The organism is Janthinobacterium agaricidamnosum (assembly GCF_003667705.1).
Classification (GTDB): domain Bacteria; phylum Pseudomonadota; class Gammaproteobacteria; order Burkholderiales; family Burkholderiaceae_D; genus Janthinobacterium.
Genome location: NZ_CP033019.1, coordinates 747,751 through 766,355, shown reverse-complemented (window position 1 = coordinate 766,355; position 18,605 = coordinate 747,751). Strand labels below are relative to the sequence as shown.

The 18,605-nt window shown below is 63.3% G+C and carries 10 protein-coding genes; 6 read left to right on the top strand and 4 right to left on the bottom strand.

Going from position 1 to position 18,605, the window contains the following annotated elements:
* Positions 1–257 precede the first annotated feature (257 nt).
* Entirely contained in the window at positions 258–2,996 is a 2,739-nt protein-coding gene (locus D9M09_RS03480; RefSeq protein ID WP_162995553.1) for a TonB-dependent receptor, read from the top strand.
* Positions 2,997–3,071: 75 nt separating this feature from the next.
* Here the strand turns inward: D9M09_RS03480 and aroG are convergent, their stop codons facing one another.
* Positions 3,072–4,136, bottom strand: coding sequence for a 3-deoxy-7-phosphoheptulonate synthase AroG (gene aroG / locus D9M09_RS03475; RefSeq protein WP_070219338.1), 1,065 nt, complete (start codon positions 4,134–4,136; stop codon positions 3,072–3,074).
* A 204-nt stretch (positions 4,137–4,340) separates the two neighbouring features.
* Between aroG and D9M09_RS28740 the strand changes: the two genes are divergently transcribed.
* Both D9M09_RS28740 and D9M09_RS03470 read left to right on the top strand, forming a co-directional pair.
* A complete protein-coding gene (locus D9M09_RS28740) occupies positions 4,341–4,526 on the top strand; it encodes a hypothetical protein (RefSeq protein ID WP_141750030.1) in 186 nt (61 codons plus the stop codon).
* A 108-nt stretch (positions 4,527–4,634) separates the two neighbouring features.
* Positions 4,635–7,475 carry a TonB-dependent receptor gene (locus tag D9M09_RS03470; protein WP_121668580.1) on the top strand — a complete coding sequence of 947 codons (2,841 nt, stop codon included), beginning with the start codon at positions 4,635–4,637 and terminating at the stop codon, positions 7,473–7,475.
* Between the two features lie 199 nt (positions 7,476–7,674).
* On the opposite strand, the gene tldD is transcribed toward D9M09_RS03470, so the two are convergent.
* From tldD to D9M09_RS03455, 3 genes are read right to left on the bottom strand one after another with little or no spacing between them, the layout of a single operon-like run.
* Entirely contained in the window at positions 7,675–9,135 is a 1,461-nt protein-coding gene (tldD, locus tag D9M09_RS03465; RefSeq protein WP_099410277.1) for a metalloprotease TldD, read from the bottom strand.
* A 24-nt stretch (positions 9,136–9,159) separates the two neighbouring features.
* Complete coding sequence (locus D9M09_RS03460) at positions 9,160–9,960, bottom strand: carbon-nitrogen hydrolase family protein (RefSeq protein ID WP_070291147.1); 801 nt, start codon at positions 9,958–9,960, stop codon at positions 9,160–9,162.
* A gap of 36 nt (positions 9,961–9,996) precedes the next feature.
* Complete coding sequence (locus D9M09_RS03455) at positions 9,997–14,172, bottom strand: YhdP family protein (RefSeq protein WP_346428568.1); 4,176 nt, start codon at positions 14,170–14,172, stop codon at positions 9,997–9,999.
* 259 nt (positions 14,173–14,431) lie between these two features.
* Between D9M09_RS03455 and glnE the strand changes: the two genes are divergently transcribed.
* From glnE to D9M09_RS03440, 3 genes are all read left to right on the top strand, one after another.
* Complete coding sequence (gene glnE, locus D9M09_RS03450) at positions 14,432–17,188, top strand: bifunctional [glutamate--ammonia ligase]-adenylyl-L-tyrosine phosphorylase/[glutamate--ammonia-ligase] adenylyltransferase (protein WP_070291146.1); 2,757 nt, start codon at positions 14,432–14,434, stop codon at positions 17,186–17,188.
* 96 nt (positions 17,189–17,284) lie between these two features.
* Positions 17,285–17,776, top strand: a complete 492-nt coding sequence (locus D9M09_RS03445) for a cache domain-containing protein (RefSeq protein WP_083287269.1) — start codon at positions 17,285–17,287, stop codon at positions 17,774–17,776.
* A gap of 27 nt (positions 17,777–17,803) precedes the next feature.
* Complete coding sequence (locus D9M09_RS03440; protein ID WP_070219248.1) at positions 17,804–18,586, top strand: YoaK family protein; 783 nt, start codon at positions 17,804–17,806, stop codon at positions 18,584–18,586.
* Positions 18,587–18,605 lie beyond the last annotated feature (19 nt).

Sequence of the window (18,605 nt, the reverse complement as noted above, 5' to 3'; positions counted from 1 at the left end):
TTGACAATCTGAATCGTGAATGTTTTGATGAGGGCCCAGAAAATTTACAGAATTTTCATTGGTGGATTTTCAAAAAGGCAAATAAATTGTTGGCAAGCAACAAGTTATTTCAAAATAATTGCCGCCTTTATCACAATAACAAGGAATTTCAGATGATGATAGAAAATGTAATATCGCGGTCGCTGCGCCTGATGTTTGCAGGCGGCATGGCCCTGAGTATGCACGCCGCGTACGCACAAGAAACAACAGATGGCACCATGCAACGCGTGGAAGTCACGGGTTCGAGCATCAAGCGCATCGCTTCCGAAGCGTCGCTGCCGGTGCAGTCGTTCAACCAGAAAGACATCAAGAAAACCGGCGTCACCACGGTGACCGATTTCATCCAGCAAATTCCTGCGATGCAGGGCTTCTCCGTGGCCGCCGATTCGGTGGGCGGCGGCGGCGGCGGCGTCACAACGGCCTCGATCCACGATATCGGCGCAGCCTACACGCTGGTGCTGCTGAACGGCCGCCGTATCGCGCCATCCAATTCCGGCACCACCATCGACCTCAATTCGATCCCCCTGTCGGCCATCGAGCGCGTGGAAGTGCTGACGGACGGCGCCTCGGCCCTGTACGGCGCCGACGCCATCGCCGGCGTGGTCAACTTCATCCTGAAAAAAGGCGCATCGCCGCTGGAAATCAATGCCAAGTATTCGCGTCCTGAAGAAAAAGGCGGCGCCAGCAACTCGATCTCGATCAGCAAGGGCTTCGGCGATATCGACGAAGACGGCTACAGCATCTTCGTGTCGGCCAGCCATGACGAACAAAAATCGCTGAAGGCATCGCAGCGCAGCTTCGCGAAAAGCGGCATCATCAATTTCAACGATCCGAAGACCGGCAAGGCCCTGCAATTCATCAACGGTTCCTCGCGCTCGGCCCCTGGCAATGCCACGGTCGATTACAAACGCACCGATGCGAACGGTAATGTGGTCATCAACCCAGAGACCAACAAGCCCTTCATCGACAACGTCAATCTGAACCCGTACGCCCTGGCCCATGGCGGCAAATGCGCCGCCAGCAACATGGATTTCTACGGCGACGGCAACTGCTATTTCGATTCGCCATCGACCATCGAAATCAATCCGGAATCGAAGCGCGACGCCATCTTCAGCTCGGGTACCGTCAAGCTGGGCAAAACCGGCTTCCAGGGTTTCTATGACCTCGCCTACACGGAAGCGCGCGTCGTCGCCAGCATCGCGCCGTACCCGGCCGATTTCTCCGTCGATGTCGGCTCGCCGCTGTTCAACAAATATCTGGCACCGAACCTGACGCCGGCGCAGTTGGCCAACGCCACGGGCGCCGTCGCAAAATACCGCCTGTCGGAAATGGGCAACCGCGTGTACGACTACGGCACCAAGGCCACTCACATCGTCGCCGGCATCGATGGCAATGCATTCGGCTGGGACATCAACTCGGCCGTGACGTACTCGAAAAACAAGCAGACGCAGAAATACGTCAGCGGCTTCCCGCTGGCCGACAAATTCGACGCGCAAGTAGCCGCCGGCAATATCGACCCGTTCGCCTACCCTGTCGGTTCCATGCCGGACGCCATGCGCCAGGCCCTGCTGGGCACGGGCTTCAGCGGCACCTACAACACGCAAACCGTAGAGATGAAGGGTATCGACGGCCGCGCTTCGCGCCCTGTGTTCTCGCTGCCAGGCGGCACGGCCATGCTGGGCGTGGGCGCCGACTACCGCAACACCTCGTACAAGGTGAAGCAGGCCGACGTCGCGAGGCAGGCGCAGATCCTGTTTGACAATGCACAAGTCGACAGCGAATACGCGCGCGACAATGCCGGCGCCTACGCCGAGCTGATGATGCCGATCTCGAAAAAACTGGAAATGACCGGCTCGCTGCGTTATGACCAGATCGGATCCATCGACGACAAGCTGACAGGCAAGACGGTAGGCAAGAAAGAAAACGCCACCACCTGGAAAGTCAGCGGCAAGTATTCCGCCACCAAGAGCCTGATGTTCCGCGCCGCTGCCGGTACCGGCTTCCGCGCCGCCAGCATGCAGGAAATCGCTGGCCCACTGGAAGACTGGGGCGTCACGGGCGGTAACTACCAATGCCCACTGACGGCAGCGAACGGCATGGGCGGCCACCCGCTGGCCGGCTACTGCAGCGGCGTCGGACGCCAGCAGTTCGAAGCCTTCCAGGGCGGCAACCCGGACCTGAAGCCGGAAACGTCTAAGCAATGGAGCATCGGTACCGTGTTCGAGCCGATCGACAGCCTGTCGATGTCGTTCGACCTGTGGAACGTGGAAATCCGCGACCAGGTCACGGCGGTTTCGGAAGGCCTGATCTTCAACGATCCTGCCAAGTACGCCAACCTGTTCACCACCAAGCACATCAGCTCGACGGGCAAGGACGTGCTGGCCATCAAGCTGCTGCCGATTAACATCGGCAAGGTGGAAAACCGCGGTATCGACTACGACTTCACCCACAAGATGAAGCTGCTGGACGGCCGCCTGACGAGCCGCCTGATGGGTACCTACCTGCTGCGTTCGCGCTACACGACGCCGGGCACCGATGATCAATGGGAAACCAGCCTGAATCGCTACGGTTCGAACGACAAGGTCAGCTTCCGCAACATCATCCGCGCCACCACCTCGTATGAGACGGCCAAGTTCACGCATACGCTGAGCGCCAGCTACCGCAACGGCTACACGGACAAGGAACAGACGGCTGACGATTGCGCCGTGATCGTGGCCGGCAGCCCTGGCGAATGCTATGGCATCCAGCTGGAAGTGCCGAGCTACACCACCTTCGACTTCCAGACGGCTTACCGTCCGCTGAAGAACGTGGAAATCACGGGCGGCATCCTGAACCTGTTCGACCGCAATCCGCCGTTCACCCTGCGTAACACGGGTTCGCATCAAGTGGGCTACAACCCATCGTACTCGAGCGCCCTGGGCCGCCAGTTCTACCTGAGCGGTTCCTACAAGTTCTAAGCTTCCTGTCAGCTGAAAACTAAAAAAGCCCGGAAAGCTTAGCTTTCCGGGCTTTTTTTCATGCTGCGCGCCATGTTAGTCCGCGTCGCCCTGCAAGCGGCGCTGCTTCACGGCCGCCGCCAGGTTTTCCAACACGGCCACGCTGGCGCTCCAGTCGATGCAGCCGTCCGTGACGGACTGGCCATAGATCAATTCCTTGCCGGGTATCAAATCCTGGCGCCCCGCCACCAGATGCGATTCCACCATCACGCCGACGATGCGGCCATCGCCGCCCGCCACCTGGCTGGCGATGTCGGCGCACACGGGGATCTGGTTTTCCGGTTTTTTCGAGCTGTTCGCATGCGAGGCGTCGATCATCAGGCGCGCCGCCAGCCCTTGCGCGGCGATGGCCTTGCACGCCTCGTCCACGCTGGCCGCGTCATAGTTCGGCGTTTTTCCGCCGCGCAAGATGATATGGCAATCCTCGTTGCCGTTGGTCGAGACGATGGCCGAGTGGCCGCCCTTCGTGACGGAAAGAAAATGGTGCGGCTGCGAGGCGGCCTTGATGGCTTCCACGGCGATCTTCACATTGCCGTCCGTGCCATTCTTGAAGCCAACCGGGCACGACAATCCCGACGCCAGCTCGCGGTGCACCTGCGACTCCGTCGTGCGCGCGCCGATGGCGCCCCAGCTGATCAGGTCGGCGATGTATTGCGGGCTGATGACGTCGAGGAACTCGGTACCGGCAGGCAAACCCAGCTCATTGATATCGCGTAACAATTCGCGCGCCATGCGCAAGCCGTCGTTGATGCGGAAGCTGTTGTCCATGTACGGGTCGTTGATCAAGCCCTTCCAGCCCACCGTGGTGCGCGGCTTCTCGAAGTAGACGCGCATGACGATTTCCAGTTCGCCCGCGAAACGCGCGCGCTCCTTGACCAGCAGGCGCGCATATTCCATTGCCGCCTTGGTGTCGTGGATGGAGCAAGGCCCGATCACCACCATCAGGCGGTCGTCCTGGCCATGCAAAATGCGGTGCAGGGCGATACGGGCGCTGGCGGCGGTCTGTCCGGCTTGCTCCGAGCAGGCGAATTCGCGGATCAGGTGGGACGGCGGGGTCAATTCCTTCATTTCGCGAATTCGCAAATCATCGGTGCGGGGCATCATTTTCTCCAAAATTTAAGGATGGGTAAAACATCTGGGTAAAAAAAAACCGCCATCAGTGGCGGTTTTTTAGAATGTGCTGGGGTCTCGTTTTTTGCTGCTACGTGAACCGACCGCTACTCCACCGCCTTTGGGGTTGGAATTGCTAAAGTAAAAATAAGCGGTAAAAAAGTGGCGAGCGAACATGCGAGTCATCCGTAAGTGATGATCGACTATAAACCTAAATCGCAAGGGTTGGCAAGCGTATTTGTCGGCAAAGCCGCATGCCGCTGCCGTTTCACCCTGAAAAACACGCCAAAAAGCGTAAAAAGTTGCGCGCTGCAGGTCCGCACCGGCTGGACAACAACGCTGGGGCCGCCGTGGCGCGCACGCCACGCCAGCCCGTTTTAACCTTGGGAAGCGACGCACTACTGATGTAGATCGAATCCCCGCCAGGCCGCACGGCCAAGACTGCAAGGTGTACCTCACCTTTTTCTGTCTGACCTTCCGGAGACTCGCATGATCTACAAACAATCTGTCCATCCGTTTTCACCGCCACGCATGGGCCTGGCTCTGGCAAGCGCCCTGCTCGCCCTGCCCGTCCTGGCACAGGAAGCGGCTCCCATTGCCCGCGTGGAAATCACCGGCTCGAACATCCGCCGCGCGCAAGCGGAAACGGCGTCGGCCGTGCAAACCCTGAACGCGGCCGACATTGAAAAATCGGGCAAGTCCAGCGTGGCCGAACTGCTGCAGACCCTGGCCGTCGACAACCAGGGCTCCGTGCCCACTACCTTCGGCAACGGCTTTGCCGCCGGCGCTTCCGGCGTGTCGCTGCGGGGCCTGGGCACGGCCTCGACCCTGGTGCTGCTGAACGGGCGCCGCGTGGCGCCATATGGCCTGGCCGACGATGGCCAGAAGGTATTTGCCGACCTGAACATCATTCCCCTGGAAGCGGTGGAACGGGTGGAAATCCTCAAGGATGGCGCCTCGGCCATCTACGGTTCGGACGCCATCGCCGGCGTGGTCAACGTGATCCTGCGGCGCGACTACCAGGGCACGGCCATCAAGGGCAATTACGGCAAAACGAAAGAGTGGGACGGGCGCGATGCGCGCGCCGCCATCACGCACGGCTTCGGCGACATCGACAGCGACCGCTACAACGTGCTGCTGAACCTCGAGTACAGCGAAAAGGCCGCCATCTGGAACCGCGACCGGGCCGGACGGGGCGCCGTCGGCCGCAGCGACTTGCGCGACCAGGGCTTCAGCGCGCAGGAGTCGCTCAGCGGCGCGGGCGCCATCACCACCAACAACGCGGCCGGCAGCGCCGTCAACGGCAATGTGCGCAATCCCGACACGCTCGACTACTACAACCGCGGCAACCTGGCCGGCGTGGGCTTTACGCGCACCTTCCCCGGCGCCGCCTGCGGCAACTTCACCACACATCCGCAGGGCGACCCGGGCGGCGGCTGCCTGACCGATGCCGCGCAGCAATACGGCCAGATCCAGCCCAAGCAAAAGAACATCAATTTCTTCGGCCGCGCCGCCTGGCAACTGACGCCTGCCTTGCAAACGTATGCCGAATTGAACGTGTATCACAGCGAATCGAACTCGGCCACCACGCCTTCGACGGTCAGCGGTTCGGTCGGCTATCCGGGCGGCCCCGTCAGCAATGCCGGCGTGTCGCTCGGTGCTGCGCACCCGGACAACCCGTATTTCGGCACGGCGGCGCGGCTGCGCTACCTGGCGGCCGACGTAGGGCCGCGCCTGTCGGAAGTCGACTCCACCTTCACTCGCTTCGTGGCCGGCATCAAGGGTAGCGTGGCGGGCTGGGATATCGACAGCGCCTTGCTGTACTCGCAGAACAAGGTCTCGAACGACTTGAACGGCTATCTGCAGCGCGACGTCGCCTTCGCCCTGCTCAACCCGACAGCCGCCAATGTGGCGGCGGCCAGCCTGAACCCGGCGTATGCGGCTTTGCCGGCGGGCAGCCTGTGGCGCATCGCGGAAAACGCGGGCCTCAATTCGCCCGCGCTGTACGCGGCCCTGTCGCCGCGCATCTCGAACGACGCCAAGACGCATATCGCACAGATCGACTTCAAGGCCAGCCGCGAGGTGGCCAAGCTCGACGGCGGCGGCCTCGGTGTGGCCGTGGGCGCGGAATTCCGTCACGAAGCGACGGAACTCAAACCCACCACGGGCACGGAACGGGGCAATATCATTGGCCTCGGCTATTCCGCCTACAAGGGCAGCCGCAACGCCTCGGCCATCTATGCCGAAGTGCTGGCGCCCGTGCTGAAAACCGTGGAACTGTCGGGCGCCCTGCGCGCCGACCATTTTACCGACGTGGGCAATTCCTACACGCCGAAAGTGGGCGTGAAATGGACGCCCATACGCGAACTGGCCCTGCGCGGCACCTTTGCCAAGGGCTTCCGCGCTCCAAGCGCGGCGGAAAACGGCGTCGGCGGCCTGGCCGCGTTCTCCACCGCCAGCGATCCGCTGCGCTGCGCGCTGGGCGTGGAAGTGGCCTGCGATCCGGCGCCGATCGCCGTCATCACCTCGCCCAATCCGAACCTGTCGCCCGAACGTTCGCGCAGCTATTCCGTGGGCGCCGTGTGGGACCCGCTGCCGCGCAGCAGCATTTCCGTGGACCTGTGGCAAATCCGCCGCAAGAATGAAATCAACCAGGAGCAAACGGATGCGGCCATCGCGGAAGGCCATGTGGCGCGCGACCCGTCCACGGCCACCGGTATTCCCGGCGATCCGGGCGCCATCACGGCCGTGCTGGCCAACTATGTGAATTCGGCGCAGACAACGGTGCGCGGCATCGATATCGACGCCCGCCAGCGCTTCAACCTGGACAACGGCTACGGCAGCCTGACCTTCGATTTGAAGTGGACGCATCTGTACAAATGGCTGCGCACGGAACAGGATGGCACGCAGCGCGATTTTGCCGGTACGCATGGCAATTGCGATGTGTCCAACTGCATGGGCACGCCGGACGACCGCATCAACCTGGGCGCCACCTGGGAACGCCAGAACTGGCGGGTCACGGCCAACGTCAACTACCGCGCGCCGCTCGACAACGTGCTGTTCAAGAATGATCCGGACGGCTGCGCCACGCATTTCGCCGATGGCACGGACGCGCCGCGCGGCTGCCGCATCGCCTCGTTCACCACGGTAGACCTGACAGCCCGCTGGCTGGCCACGCCCAAGCTGGAAGTGTTTGCGACGATACAAAACCTGTTCGACAAGATCGCCCCGCTCGACCCGCTGACCTATGGCGCCACGGGCTACAACCCGCTCGACTACGCGGGCGCGGCGGGACGCTTCATCAGTGCGGGGGTGAAATACAAGTTCTGAAAAATCGGGAGCGTAGGCCGGATTAGCGGGGCGCAGCCACGCGTAATCCGACAACCGTGTGGACGCGGCCGGCAATGGTGTCGGGTTACGCGCCTTGCGCTAACCCGATCTACGCGAGTGCCATGTCAGAGAAAGTAGGCCGGATTAGCCCGGAGGGCGTAATCCGACAACCATGTTGGCCGCCCCGTGTTCAGAAAAATCAGGCCGTGCCGCCGACCGTGATGCCGTCGAGGCGCAAGGTTGGCTGCCCCACGCCCACGGGCACGCTTTGCCCTTCCTTGCCGCACACGCCCACGCCCGAGTCGAGGCGCATGTCGTTGCCGATCATGGAGACGCGGTTGAGCACGTCCGGGCCGTTGCCGATCAGGGTGGCGCCCTTCACCGGATAGCTGAGCTTGCCGTTTTCGATCATGTACGCTTCGCTGGCCGAGAAGACGAACTTGCCATTCGTGATGTCGACCTGGCCGCCGCCAAAGTTGACGGCATACAAGCCGTTTTTCACGGAAGCGAGGATCTCGCCCGGGTCCTTGTCGCCACCCAGCATATACGTATTCGTCATGCGCGGCATGGGCAGGTGGGCGAACGATTCGCGGCGCGCGTTGCCCGTCACGGGCATCTTCATCAGGCGCGCGTTCATCGTGTCCTGGATGTAACCCTTCAGGATGCCGTCTTCGATCAGGGTCGTGCACTGCGTGGGATTGCCCTCGTCGTCGATATTGAGCGAACCGCGCCGGCCGGCCAGGGTGCCGTCATCGACCACGGTGACGCCCTTGGCCGCCACGCGCTCGCCGATGCGGCCGGAAAACGCGGACGAACCCTTGCGGTTGAAATCGCCTTCCAGGCCGTGGCCGATCGCTTCGTGCAGCAAGATGCCGGGCCAGCCCGGTCCCAGCACGATGGTCATGGGCCCGGCGGGCGCGGGGCGCGCTTCCAGGTTCACCAGCGCCGAATTGACGGCATCGCTGGCATATTGCTCCAGCACGGCATCGCTGAAATAGTCGTAGCTGAAACGCCCGCCGCCGCCGGCCGAGCCCGTTTCGCGGCGGCCGTTCTGTTCCGCGATCACGGTCAGCGACACGCGCACCAGCGGGCGGATGTCGGCCGCCAGCACGCCGTCGCTGCGCAGCACCAGCACCACGTCGTACTCGCCGGCCAGGCCCGCCATCACCTGCACGACTCTGGGGTCTTTCGCCCGCGCCATCTTTTCCACGCGCTCGAGCAGTTGCACCTTGGCCGTGGCATCGAGCGAGGCGAGCGGATCGTTGGGCAGGTACAGCGAGCGTCCGCCCTGCGGCTGCATCCGGCCCGCGATCTTGATTCTGCCGGCGCCCGCGCGCGCAATCGTGCGCGTGGCCGCTGCCGCTTCCAGCAGGGCCCGCTCGGAAATGTCATCGGAGTACGCAAACGCCGTCTTGTCGCCGGACACGGCGCGTACGCCCACGCCCTGGTCGATGGAAAAGCTGCCCGTCTTGACGATGCCCTCTTCCAGGCTCCAGCCTTCGCTCTTGGTCGACTGGAAATACAGGTCGGCATAGTCGACCTTGTGCGTAAACATCGTGCCCAGGGCTTTGAGCAGCTTGTCTTCGTCCAGGCCGAACGGCGTGAGCAGGATATCGCGCGCCACGGCCAGGCTGGACAGATTGGGTTCAAATGGAATCATGGCTATCTTTTCTCAACATTCAATTTACATCGTCCGATGGGTTAGCGCGGGCAGGGACTCGCGCACGCCGGCCAAAAACACCAGGTCGATCTCGCCGCTGACCACGCCCTCGCCTTCCGGCAGCACGGCGATCACTTCGCCCCACGGGTCGATCAGCATGCTGTGGCCCCAGGTGCGGCGGCCGTTCGGATGCAGGCCACCCTGCGCCGAGGCCAGCACATAGCACTGGTTTTCGATGGCGCGCGCGCGCAGCAGCACTTCCCAGTGGGCGCTGCCCGTCGTATGGGTAAACGCGGCCGGCACGACGATCAGCGCGCAATCGCCCATGGCGCGGTACAGTTCGGGAAAGCGCAGGTCATAGCAGATGGACAGGCCGACGCGGCCGAACGGCGTCTCGATAGCGCGTACCTGCGCGCCCGGCACGATGGTGCGCGATTCATTGTACGACTCGGTGCCGCGCGTAAAACCGAACAGGTGGATCTTGTCGTAGCGGCCGGCCGGCTCGCCTTGCGGGTCGTACACCAGCGTGGTGTTCAGGACCTTGCCCTCCTCGCCGGAAATCAGGGGCAAGGTGCCGCCGATCAGCCAGATGCCGTGCTGGCGCGCCATCTGCGCCATGCCATCCTGGATGGGGCCGCTGCCAGGCTGTTCCGCGTGGGCCAGCTTATCCGTTTCCTGCTTGCCCATGATGGCCCAGTATTCGGGCAGCACCACCAGCTGCGCGCCACCGGCGGCGGCCTGCGCCACCAGGCGCCGCGCCGTGGCCAGGTTGTCTTCCACGGAAGGCGAGGAAATCATTTGTACTGCTGCAACTGTATGCATCATTTCACCTCTTGTACATTCGACCTTGCCGAATGGCACTTATTTCGCCACGGCATCGTTCACCGCCGCTGCGGGCATGGCGACAGGTTCCAATTTACCACCATCGAGCTTGGTCACGACGGGCGATTTCCACGGGCCGGCGATCTGCATATGGTAGGTAAGTGCCTTCATCACGGGCGCGCGCAGGAACAATTGCGCCAGGAAACTGCCCAGGCCGATGACGGGATTGACGGCCAGCGCGTACACGAGCGGTCCCGTTCCCAGGTTAAATTCGGGGATCACCACCACGTGCAAATTCGTCGTTTCATTGGCGATATCGGCCGTGCCATCCATCAGCACGGTGGCCGCCACGCCATGCATCTTGAGGTTATCGGTGGTCACTACGCCGCGCTTGATGCTGGCGTTGGCCGTGATGCCGTCGAAGGCCAGGCCTTCGGAAAACACGTCGTGGAAATCGAGTTTCAGCAGGCGGGGCAAGGCTTGCAGGCTGAGTACGCCCAGCAGCTTGGCCGCGCCCGGGTCCTGTTTGAGGAACTGGCCCGATTCCACCTTCATCTCGATCTGTCCCGACAAGGTGGGAATGTCTAGCGAATACGGCAAGCCATTCCAGGCGATATCGCCGCTCAGACGGCCCTTGCCGCGGCGCACCGTGTCGGCAAAGCCGAAGCGGTCGAGCAGCTTGCCCGCATCGACGATATCGAGGCCGAAACGCAGGCTGGTCGTGCTTTGTCCGTCCTTGATGACCCATTTTCCACTGCCGCTCAGCGCGCCATCGGCGTTCGACAGTTGCAGCTTACCCACGCGCCACTCGCGCCCGCCCGCCGCCATCGTGTTATAGGCCTGCAACTCCAGCCGGCCGATCTTCTTGTTGAACAGTTCAAATTGCTCGGCAACGATATCGAGCGAGGGGATCGACTGGGCGCCACTCTTTCCTTCCAGCAAATTCTTGACGTCGTTGGCGGCCGACTCCGGAATGATCAGCGACGACAGGCGCGCCGTCATCTTGCCCAGGCCGGACGGCGTTTCCAGCCACGTCACATAGCCCGACACTTGTTTTGCGTCGATATTGGCTTGCCACACATCCTTTTGATGCGTGGCGCCGACCACGACGTTTTCCAGCTTGCGCTCGCCCAGCATCAGTTCGCTGGCACGGGCCGCCATCATGTCCGGCACCACATATTGCGCGATATCGGGCGCATCGTCGGCGGCGCCGCTGTCGCCGGACGCCGGGGCGCTGCCGGCGATCTCGCTGCCGACGGCGATCCAGCTGTCCACGTCCAGGGTTTTCATGTTGACGTTAAGCATCATGCCGCTATCGGGCTCGGGCGCCGGCACGTTCACGCCGATGCCGCCGCGCACCAGGCGCCAGGCGTCCTTGCCCTGCTTCTGGCGCTGGTAACGGGCAGCGATGCCGGAGCCGAGCGCGATACGGATATCATCCGTGCGCAGGCCCGCGCCATTGGCCGCATTGCCCGTCAGGGTGAATTTCACGGGCAGGCTGTCGCCGGCCGGCTTTTTCAGGGGAGCGGGGAAATCCAGGCCCAGGCCCGTCAGCGGCGACTCGACATTGACCACCACCTGGTGGTCGCGCGCCGTAATCAAGCCATTGTAGCGCGCGCCGCCATTCAAATGTTTCGCCAGGCGCTGCAGCACGGGCGCCGGATAGGTCTTGCGCAAGCCGTCGATGGTCATGTTGCCGGCGATTTTCACTTGAATCGAACTGTCCGCCTGCGTGCCGCCCGAGATGGCCAGCGGCCCGCCCAGCAGGCTGCCATTCAAGCCATTGAGGTTGACGCCCTTTTCGTTGAACTCGATCTTGCCCTGCGTGCCCAGCACGGGCGGCATGTCGTGGAACAGCACCACGTCGTTGCCCGCCAGCTGCAAGCTGCCCTGCACGGTCGACTCGAGCATGCGCTCGATCGGCAAGTGCAGTTTGAGGGCCAGCCTGGCGTTGCCCGTCGCCGTCGTTTCGTCCGTGAAATGCTCGATCCAGCCCAGCACGGGGCTGGCCGTCACGTACTTGAGGAATTCCTGCATCGGGCCGGCCGCATTGCCTTCAATGTCAAGCAAGGTGTCGAAGACGGTCAGGTCGGGGATCACGGCTTTGACATTCGTCAAGGCCACGCCGCCCGTGGTGGCCGTGTCGCCGCGAATTTCCATGCGCGCCCGCTCGAACACAAAACTGCCCTTGATCTTTTCCGCCTGCGGCCACAGGGGCGCCTTGCCCGCCAGCGGACCGCTTTCCGCAAATTCGCCGGGCGCATAGTTCAGCTTGCCATTCTCGATCTTGCCGGCCACGCGGAAGTCGCCGCGATTGCGCTGGGCGGCATTCCGCTGGGCGGGCGTGTCGGCCTTGAAGGGAAAATGTTCGAGTTCGCCGCGCAGGCGCAGGCTGACATCGTGCGCCATGCCGCCTTCCAGCGCCCCCGTCAGCCAGTGGCGCAGGTGCTCGGGCGTTTGCAGCGGCAGGTAGCGGCCGATGGTGTTGATCTGGAAATTGTCGATCGTGCCCGTCAAATCGACCTGCCCCAGGTTCTTGCCGTCGAGCGGCATCCGGTGCGTGCCTTGCAAGGCGACGCGCAAGCCTTGCTGATTGAAATCGAGCTTGTCCAGCTCGACTCGCAGCATATTGGCCGCTTCAAACGTCCAGCGCGCCTGCATGGCGAATTGTTCGAACGGCAAGGCCGGCTCACTCAAGTACGTGGGCAATTGCAGCACCAGGTCCTGCGCGTCGATGGCAATGGTGCCGCCCTTGTCATTGGCGTCGATGCTGCCGCTGAGCTTATCGAAGCCGGGAATGGCGGGCGCGGCGGCCTGCGCGGGGCTGGTCGCCGTCTTCGCCACGGCCAGGCGCGCCGGCTGCGCATTCAGGCCCAGATCGATGAGCTTGCCGCGCAGACGGTAGCTGGCGGGGGTGGCCATCTCGCCTTCCCATTGCGCTGAAAAATCCTGCAAACGCCCGCGCGGTGCCAGGGCGTCGAGGCGCTGGCGCTGCTGCTCGCCCAGCGGCAGCTTGTCGGCCAGCGCGGCCAGGGTTTGCAAATCGAGCGATTTGGCCGTGATTTCCGTGCGCGCCGGCTTGCGCTTCGTGGCAGCGATGAAACGCTCGGACAAGGTCGTGGGCGGCAGGCTGAGGCCATCGCGGGTTTCCACCGCGAAATTCGTCAACTCCACCTGATGGCCATTCACGCCAAAAGTGGGCTTACCGTCGGGCACCTGCGCCGACAGCTCTTCTTTGGCCGAAATGCGTCCGCTGACCGACAGCAGGTCGAGCGGCGCGATATGCTCGCCCAGCTGCGCCTGCACCTCGGTCAAGCCCACGTCGGCCGTGAAGCCGGCCAGGCGCGCGTGATCCAGGCTCAGCCAGGCGCGCAGCGCGCCCTTGCCCTGGCTCAGCTCGAACGGGTAATCGAGGTAGCGGCGCCAGGCGGCCAGGTCGGCGTTTTTCAGGTCGGCGTACAGCTCGCCCTTCCACATCGATACATCGGAGATGCGTGTGCTGAAAGGCGGATGCGTGAAGTGAGCGCGCACATCGATGGGCGCGGCCAGGCTGGCGGGCGGCGTGGCCTGCAAGCCCAGCCTGTGGCTGCGCCAGCGGTTGCGCAGCAGCAGATTGACCTGGGACAAAGCCAGCTCCGGCGTGCCGCGCGCTTCGTCCGTCCAGCGCACCTTGCCGTCGCGAATAATGATGTCATGCTGCGACAGCAGCCAGTCGGCGCCCTTGCCATCGCTGCCTTGCGTGCTGTCGATCAACACCCCGGCCACATACAGCTTGCCATCCTTGCTGCGCCGTACGTCCAGGTCGGGCCGCGTGATTTCCAGGGTAGTGAAGCGCACGGAACCGAGCACGCTCCACCACGACACGGTGGCCGATATGCTCGGCAGGCTCAGCGCCTGGCGGCCCGCCTGGTCGCGCAGGGTCACGTCGCCGAAGAAGAGATTGGGCCGCACGCCATGCCAGGAGGCATAAATACGCGCAATGCTGACAGGGTTGCCCAGCGCGCGGCTGGCCGCCCGCTCGATATCGCCTTTGTAATAATCGATATTCGGAAGGATCGCGTAGCGCAGGAATAAAAACAGCACGGCGAAGGCGAAATACGCGAGCAGCACCAGTTTGATGGTAAAACCCAGCACATGGTGGGTGGCCAGGTTGGCCAGGCGATAGGCGGCACGCAGCCGCTGCCAGCGCAGGGCCAAGGGCACATGCTCTGTCACGCTTGCTTCTGGCGGTTTTTGCATCAATAAGCTAATAAACTGGCCCGGCGTCAAATAATGGCAAAAATCGTCTGCATTCGTGGTGCGCGCCTGCATCCTTGCGCTTGCGTCTGAGCAAAGCCTCCCTTACCATCGTTCGGAAGAGCACGCACTACCGGCGGTATTGGGCCGGCGGCACAATTTTACCGCATCCCCCGCCGTTCGCAGCCAAGTTAAACAAGAACATGCACGCAGCATCCACGAGACCCTTACCGATACCATGAGCACACAGCCTTTGATCTCCGCCTCCCGTTTCTACCAGCGCTGGCTGGACGCCGCCCCCGAGCGCGCCGCGCAGGTAGCGCAACTGGTGCGCGCGCCGCTGGACGGGCTTGACTTTGCCGCCGCGCTGGCCGGGCAATCGAACGCCGCCATGCCGCCGCTGCCGCCCGAGCGGGCCATGCGCCGCCTGCGCAATCTGCTTGTCTGCGGTCTGATCGCGCGCGATCTTGGCGGTCAGGCCGACTTGCATGAAGTCGTCACGGCCATGACGGGCTTTGCCGATTTCGCCATCCGCACGCATGTGGACGCCATCATGGACGAAATGGTGGCCCTGCACGGCATGCCTGTCGGCGAGGAATCGGGCGAGGAACAGGCCTTGATGGTGTTGGCGATGGGCAAGCAGGGCGGCGGCGAACTCAACGTCTCGTCGGATATTGACCTGATCTTTGTGTATCCGGAAGATGGCGACACGCAAGCGACCTTGCCGGGCCAGCGCAGCCTGTCCAACCACGAGTTTTTCATTCGCATGGGCAAGAAACTGATCGCCGCCCTGGCCGAAATCACACAGGACGGATTTACTTTCCGCGTGGACATGGCCTTGCGTCCGAACGGCAACTCGGGTCCGCTGGCCGCCAGCCTGGGCATGGTGGAGCAATACCTGATCGTGCAGGGCCGCGAATGGGAGCGTTACGCCTGGGTCAAGGCGCGCGCCGTGACGGGCAAGCCGGAGGACATCGCCGCGCTCGACGCCATCGTGCGGCCCTTCGTCTTCCGCCGCTACCTCGATTTCGGCGTCATCGACGCCATCCGCACCATGCACGGCCAGATCCGCGCCGAGGTCAACCGCCAGGAACGGCTGCACCCGGACCGCAGCAACAACGTCAAGCTGGGCCGTGGCGGTATCCGCGAAATCGAATTCCTCGCGCAAGTATTCCAATTGATACGCGGTGGGCGCGACGCCGAGCTGCGCGAGCGCTCCACGCGCGCCACCCTGCGTACGGTGGCGGACAAGGGCTTGCTGGAACCGGCCATCGTGGAACAGTTGCTTGGTTCCTACACTTTCCTGCGCAACCTCGAACACCGGCTGCAGTATCTTGACGATGCACAGACACACACCCTGCCCGCGAATGACGCCGACCGCCTGGTGGTGGCGCAGATGATGGGCCTGCCCGACGTCGCTACCCTGCTGGCCCGGCTGGAAGCGCACCGCGTGTTTGTCGCCGGCCAGTTCGACGAAATGTTCAGCGACAAGAGCAGCGGCACGCCGCCGGCCGACACGGGCATCGACCCGCAGACGTCGAACGACTGCGCCGCGTCCGACCAGCAGGAAGCCATCGAGGCGCGCTTTGCCGCCATGGGTTTCCATGAACCGGCCGCTTGCGCGCGCCGTTTGCTGGCCACGTGGCAAGCACCGCGCCTGCAATCCTTGCCCGAAGCGAGCCGCACGCGTCTGGTGGCCCTCGTCAATTCCGCCCTGCCCCTGATCACCGATTGCTCCGTGTCCAACGGCAATGCCAGCCAGCTGGCCACCCTGGGCCGGCTGCTCGATTTCCTGGAAGCGATCGCGCGCCGCTCGGCTTATCTGTCATTGCTGACAGAGTACCCGCACACGCTCGAGCGCGTGGTGCGCATGGTGTGCGCCAGCGGCTGGGCCGCCACCTTCCTCACGCAGCACCCGATCCTGCTCGACGAGCTGCTCGATGAACGCATCCGCAACACGGTGCCCGACCCGGCCGCGCTGGCGCTGGACCTGCAGCGCCAGCTCGACGACGCCCCCGGCGACACGGAGCGGCAGATGGATATCCTGCGTGAAATGCACCACGCGCAGCTGTTCCAGTGCCTGGCGCAAGACCTGGCGGGCGACCTGAGCGTGGAAAAGCTGGCCGATTACCTGTCGCAGCTGGCCGACATCATCGTCGCCGCCACCGTGCAAGCCGTCTGGCAAACGTTACCTGCGCGCCACCGCGAGGTGCCGAAATTCGCCGTCATCGCATATGGCAAGCTGGGCGGCAAAGAACTGGGCTATGTCTCCGACCTTGACGTCATCTTCCTGTTCGACGACGACGACCAGGAAGCGCCCGGCCTGTACGCCAAGCTGGCGCAGCGTTTCATCACCTGGATGACCTCGCACACTTCGGCCGGCATCCTGTTCGACATCGACATCGCGCTGCGCCCCGACGGCGCCTCCGGCATGCTGGTGTCCAGCGTGCAGGCGTTCGAGCGCTACCAGAGCAGCGCGGCCTGGGTGTGGGAACACCAGGCGCTCACGCGCGCGCGCTTTTGCGCGGGCGACGTCAGCATCGGCAAGCATTTCGAGCGCATCCGCGACACGATCCTGCGCAAGGAGCGCCCGGAAAACGGTCCGCTCAAGGGTGAAGTGGTGGCCATGCGCAAGAAGATGCTCGATGCGCATCCGCCCCGTCCCGGCAGCTTTGATCTGAAACAGGATCCGGGCGGCATGATCGACATCGAGTTCATGGTGCAATACCTGGTGCTGCAGCATGCGGCGCAGTATCCGCAGCTGACGGCCAACTCGGGCAATATCGCCCTGCTGCGCCTGTGCGGCGAGCTGGGCCTGATCGACGCCGGCCTGGCCGCTTCGGTTGCCGACGCCTACCGCACGCTGCGCAAGCTGCAGCATCAGCTGCGCCTGCAAGGGCAGGACCTGGCCCGGGTGGAACCGGAGCGGGTGCGCGTGCATGCGGACAACGTGATGCGCCTGTGGCACACGATCTTTCCCGCAACGATTGCATAAGCCCGGCGCCGGCGTATGATACGTACAGGCAACTCCACTTCCCAGTGGTGCCGTACAACAGGCCGCGCCGGGGTTGCCCATACCAGGAGACAGCGTATGAAGACAAGTGTAAAAACGGCAAGTGTAAAAACGGGCATCCACGCCCTCGTTGCCAGTTTCATCCTTTGCGCCATGCCGGCAACGGCATGGGCCGCCCCCAGAGGCAGCGCGGATGAAGCCATCGCCATGACCAAGCGCGCCGTGGCCATGATCAAGGCCGACGGCAAGGAAAAGGCCTTTGCCGCCATTGCCGATCCCGCCAACACCAGCTTCCATGACCGTGACCTGTACATTTATGTGTACGACATGAATGGCGTCACCCTGGCGCACGGCAACAATCCCAAGATGGTCGGCAAGAACCTGATCGACCTGAAGGACAATGAAGGCAAGGCCGTCATCAAGTCGCTGATCGCCACGGCCAGCACGCCGGCCGGACGCGGCTGGGTAGACTTCAAGTGGCCCAACCCCCTGACCAAGGTGGTCGAACAAAAATCCGGCTACATCGAACGGGTCGACAATATGATCGTCGGTTCCGGCATCTATAAATAAGCCACGGCAAGAGGAAAACGCGCCCGCATGCCGCTCCATTACCTGTCCCGTCTGAGCGGATCGGCGCGCGATACGCAAGCCAATCTGCAGCTGGGCTGCGTGCTGGCGCTGGTGGCGGGCGCCGTCAACGCGGGCGGCTTTCTTGCCATCGGCGGCTATACCTCGCACATGACGGGCATCGTCTCGGGCATGGCGGACGACCTGGCGCTGGGCAACGTCACGGTAGCCCTGGCCGCGCTGGGCGCCTGGCTGGCCTTTGTCAGCGGCGCGGCCGTCACGGCCATCATGGTGAACTGGGGCAAGCGGCGCCGGCTGCACAGCCAGTTTGCCGCCAGCCTGCTGCTGGAAGCGGCGCTGTTGCTGCTGTTCGGCCTGACGGGCAATTACCTGGCCGCCATGCCCGACGTGCTGGGCCCCGTCACCATCTTGCTGCTGTGCTTTGTCATGGGCTTGCAGAACGCCATCATCACCAAGATTTCGGGCGCCGTCATCCGCACCACGCATGTGACGGGGCTGTCCACCGACATCGGCATCGAACTGGGCAAGATGGCGTATTACAACCGGCGCCACCTGCCGGACCGCATGGTCAAGGTCAACCGCGGCAAGCTCAGGACGCACAGCCTGCTGATCAGCTGCTTCTTCATCGGCGGCGTCAGCGGCGCACTGGCCTTCAAGCACATCGGCTTTCCCGCCGCCACCATCCTGCTCGCCGGCGTGCTGACCCTGCTATCGGGCGTGCCCGTGCTGCGCGACTTGCGCGTCTTGTGGCGCTTCTACCGGCGCCGTTTTTATTCGCACAGCCATGAATAAAAAAACGCCCCGAAGGGCG

Bases quoted from the DNA above. Each gene is read 5' to 3' on its own strand.
- D9M09_RS03480 (WP_162995553.1), top strand. From the start codon at position 258: ATGCAACGCGTGGAAGTCACGGGTTCGAGCATCAAGCGCATCGCTTCC.
- aroG (WP_070219338.1), bottom strand. From the start codon at position 4,136: ATGCCCCGCACCGATGATTTGCGAATTCGCGAAATGAAGGAATTGACC.
- D9M09_RS28740 (WP_141750030.1), top strand. From the start codon at position 4,341: ATGATCGACTATAAACCTAAATCGCAAGGGTTGGCAAGCGTATTTGTC.
- D9M09_RS03470 (WP_121668580.1), top strand. From the start codon at position 4,635: ATGATCTACAAACAATCTGTCCATCCGTTTTCACCGCCACGCATGGGC.
- tldD (WP_099410277.1), bottom strand. From the start codon at position 9,135: ATGATTCCATTTGAACCCAATCTGTCCAGCCTGGCCGTGGCGCGCGAT.
- D9M09_RS03460 (WP_070291147.1), bottom strand. From the start codon at position 9,960: ATGATGCATACAGTTGCAGCAGTACAAATGATTTCCTCGCCTTCCGTG.
- glnE (WP_070291146.1), top strand. From the start codon at position 14,432: ATGAGCACACAGCCTTTGATCTCCGCCTCCCGTTTCTACCAGCGCTGG.
- D9M09_RS03445 (WP_083287269.1), top strand. From the start codon at position 17,285: ATGAAGACAAGTGTAAAAACGGCAAGTGTAAAAACGGGCATCCACGCC.
- D9M09_RS03440 (WP_070219248.1), top strand. From the start codon at position 17,804: ATGCCGCTCCATTACCTGTCCCGTCTGAGCGGATCGGCGCGCGATACG.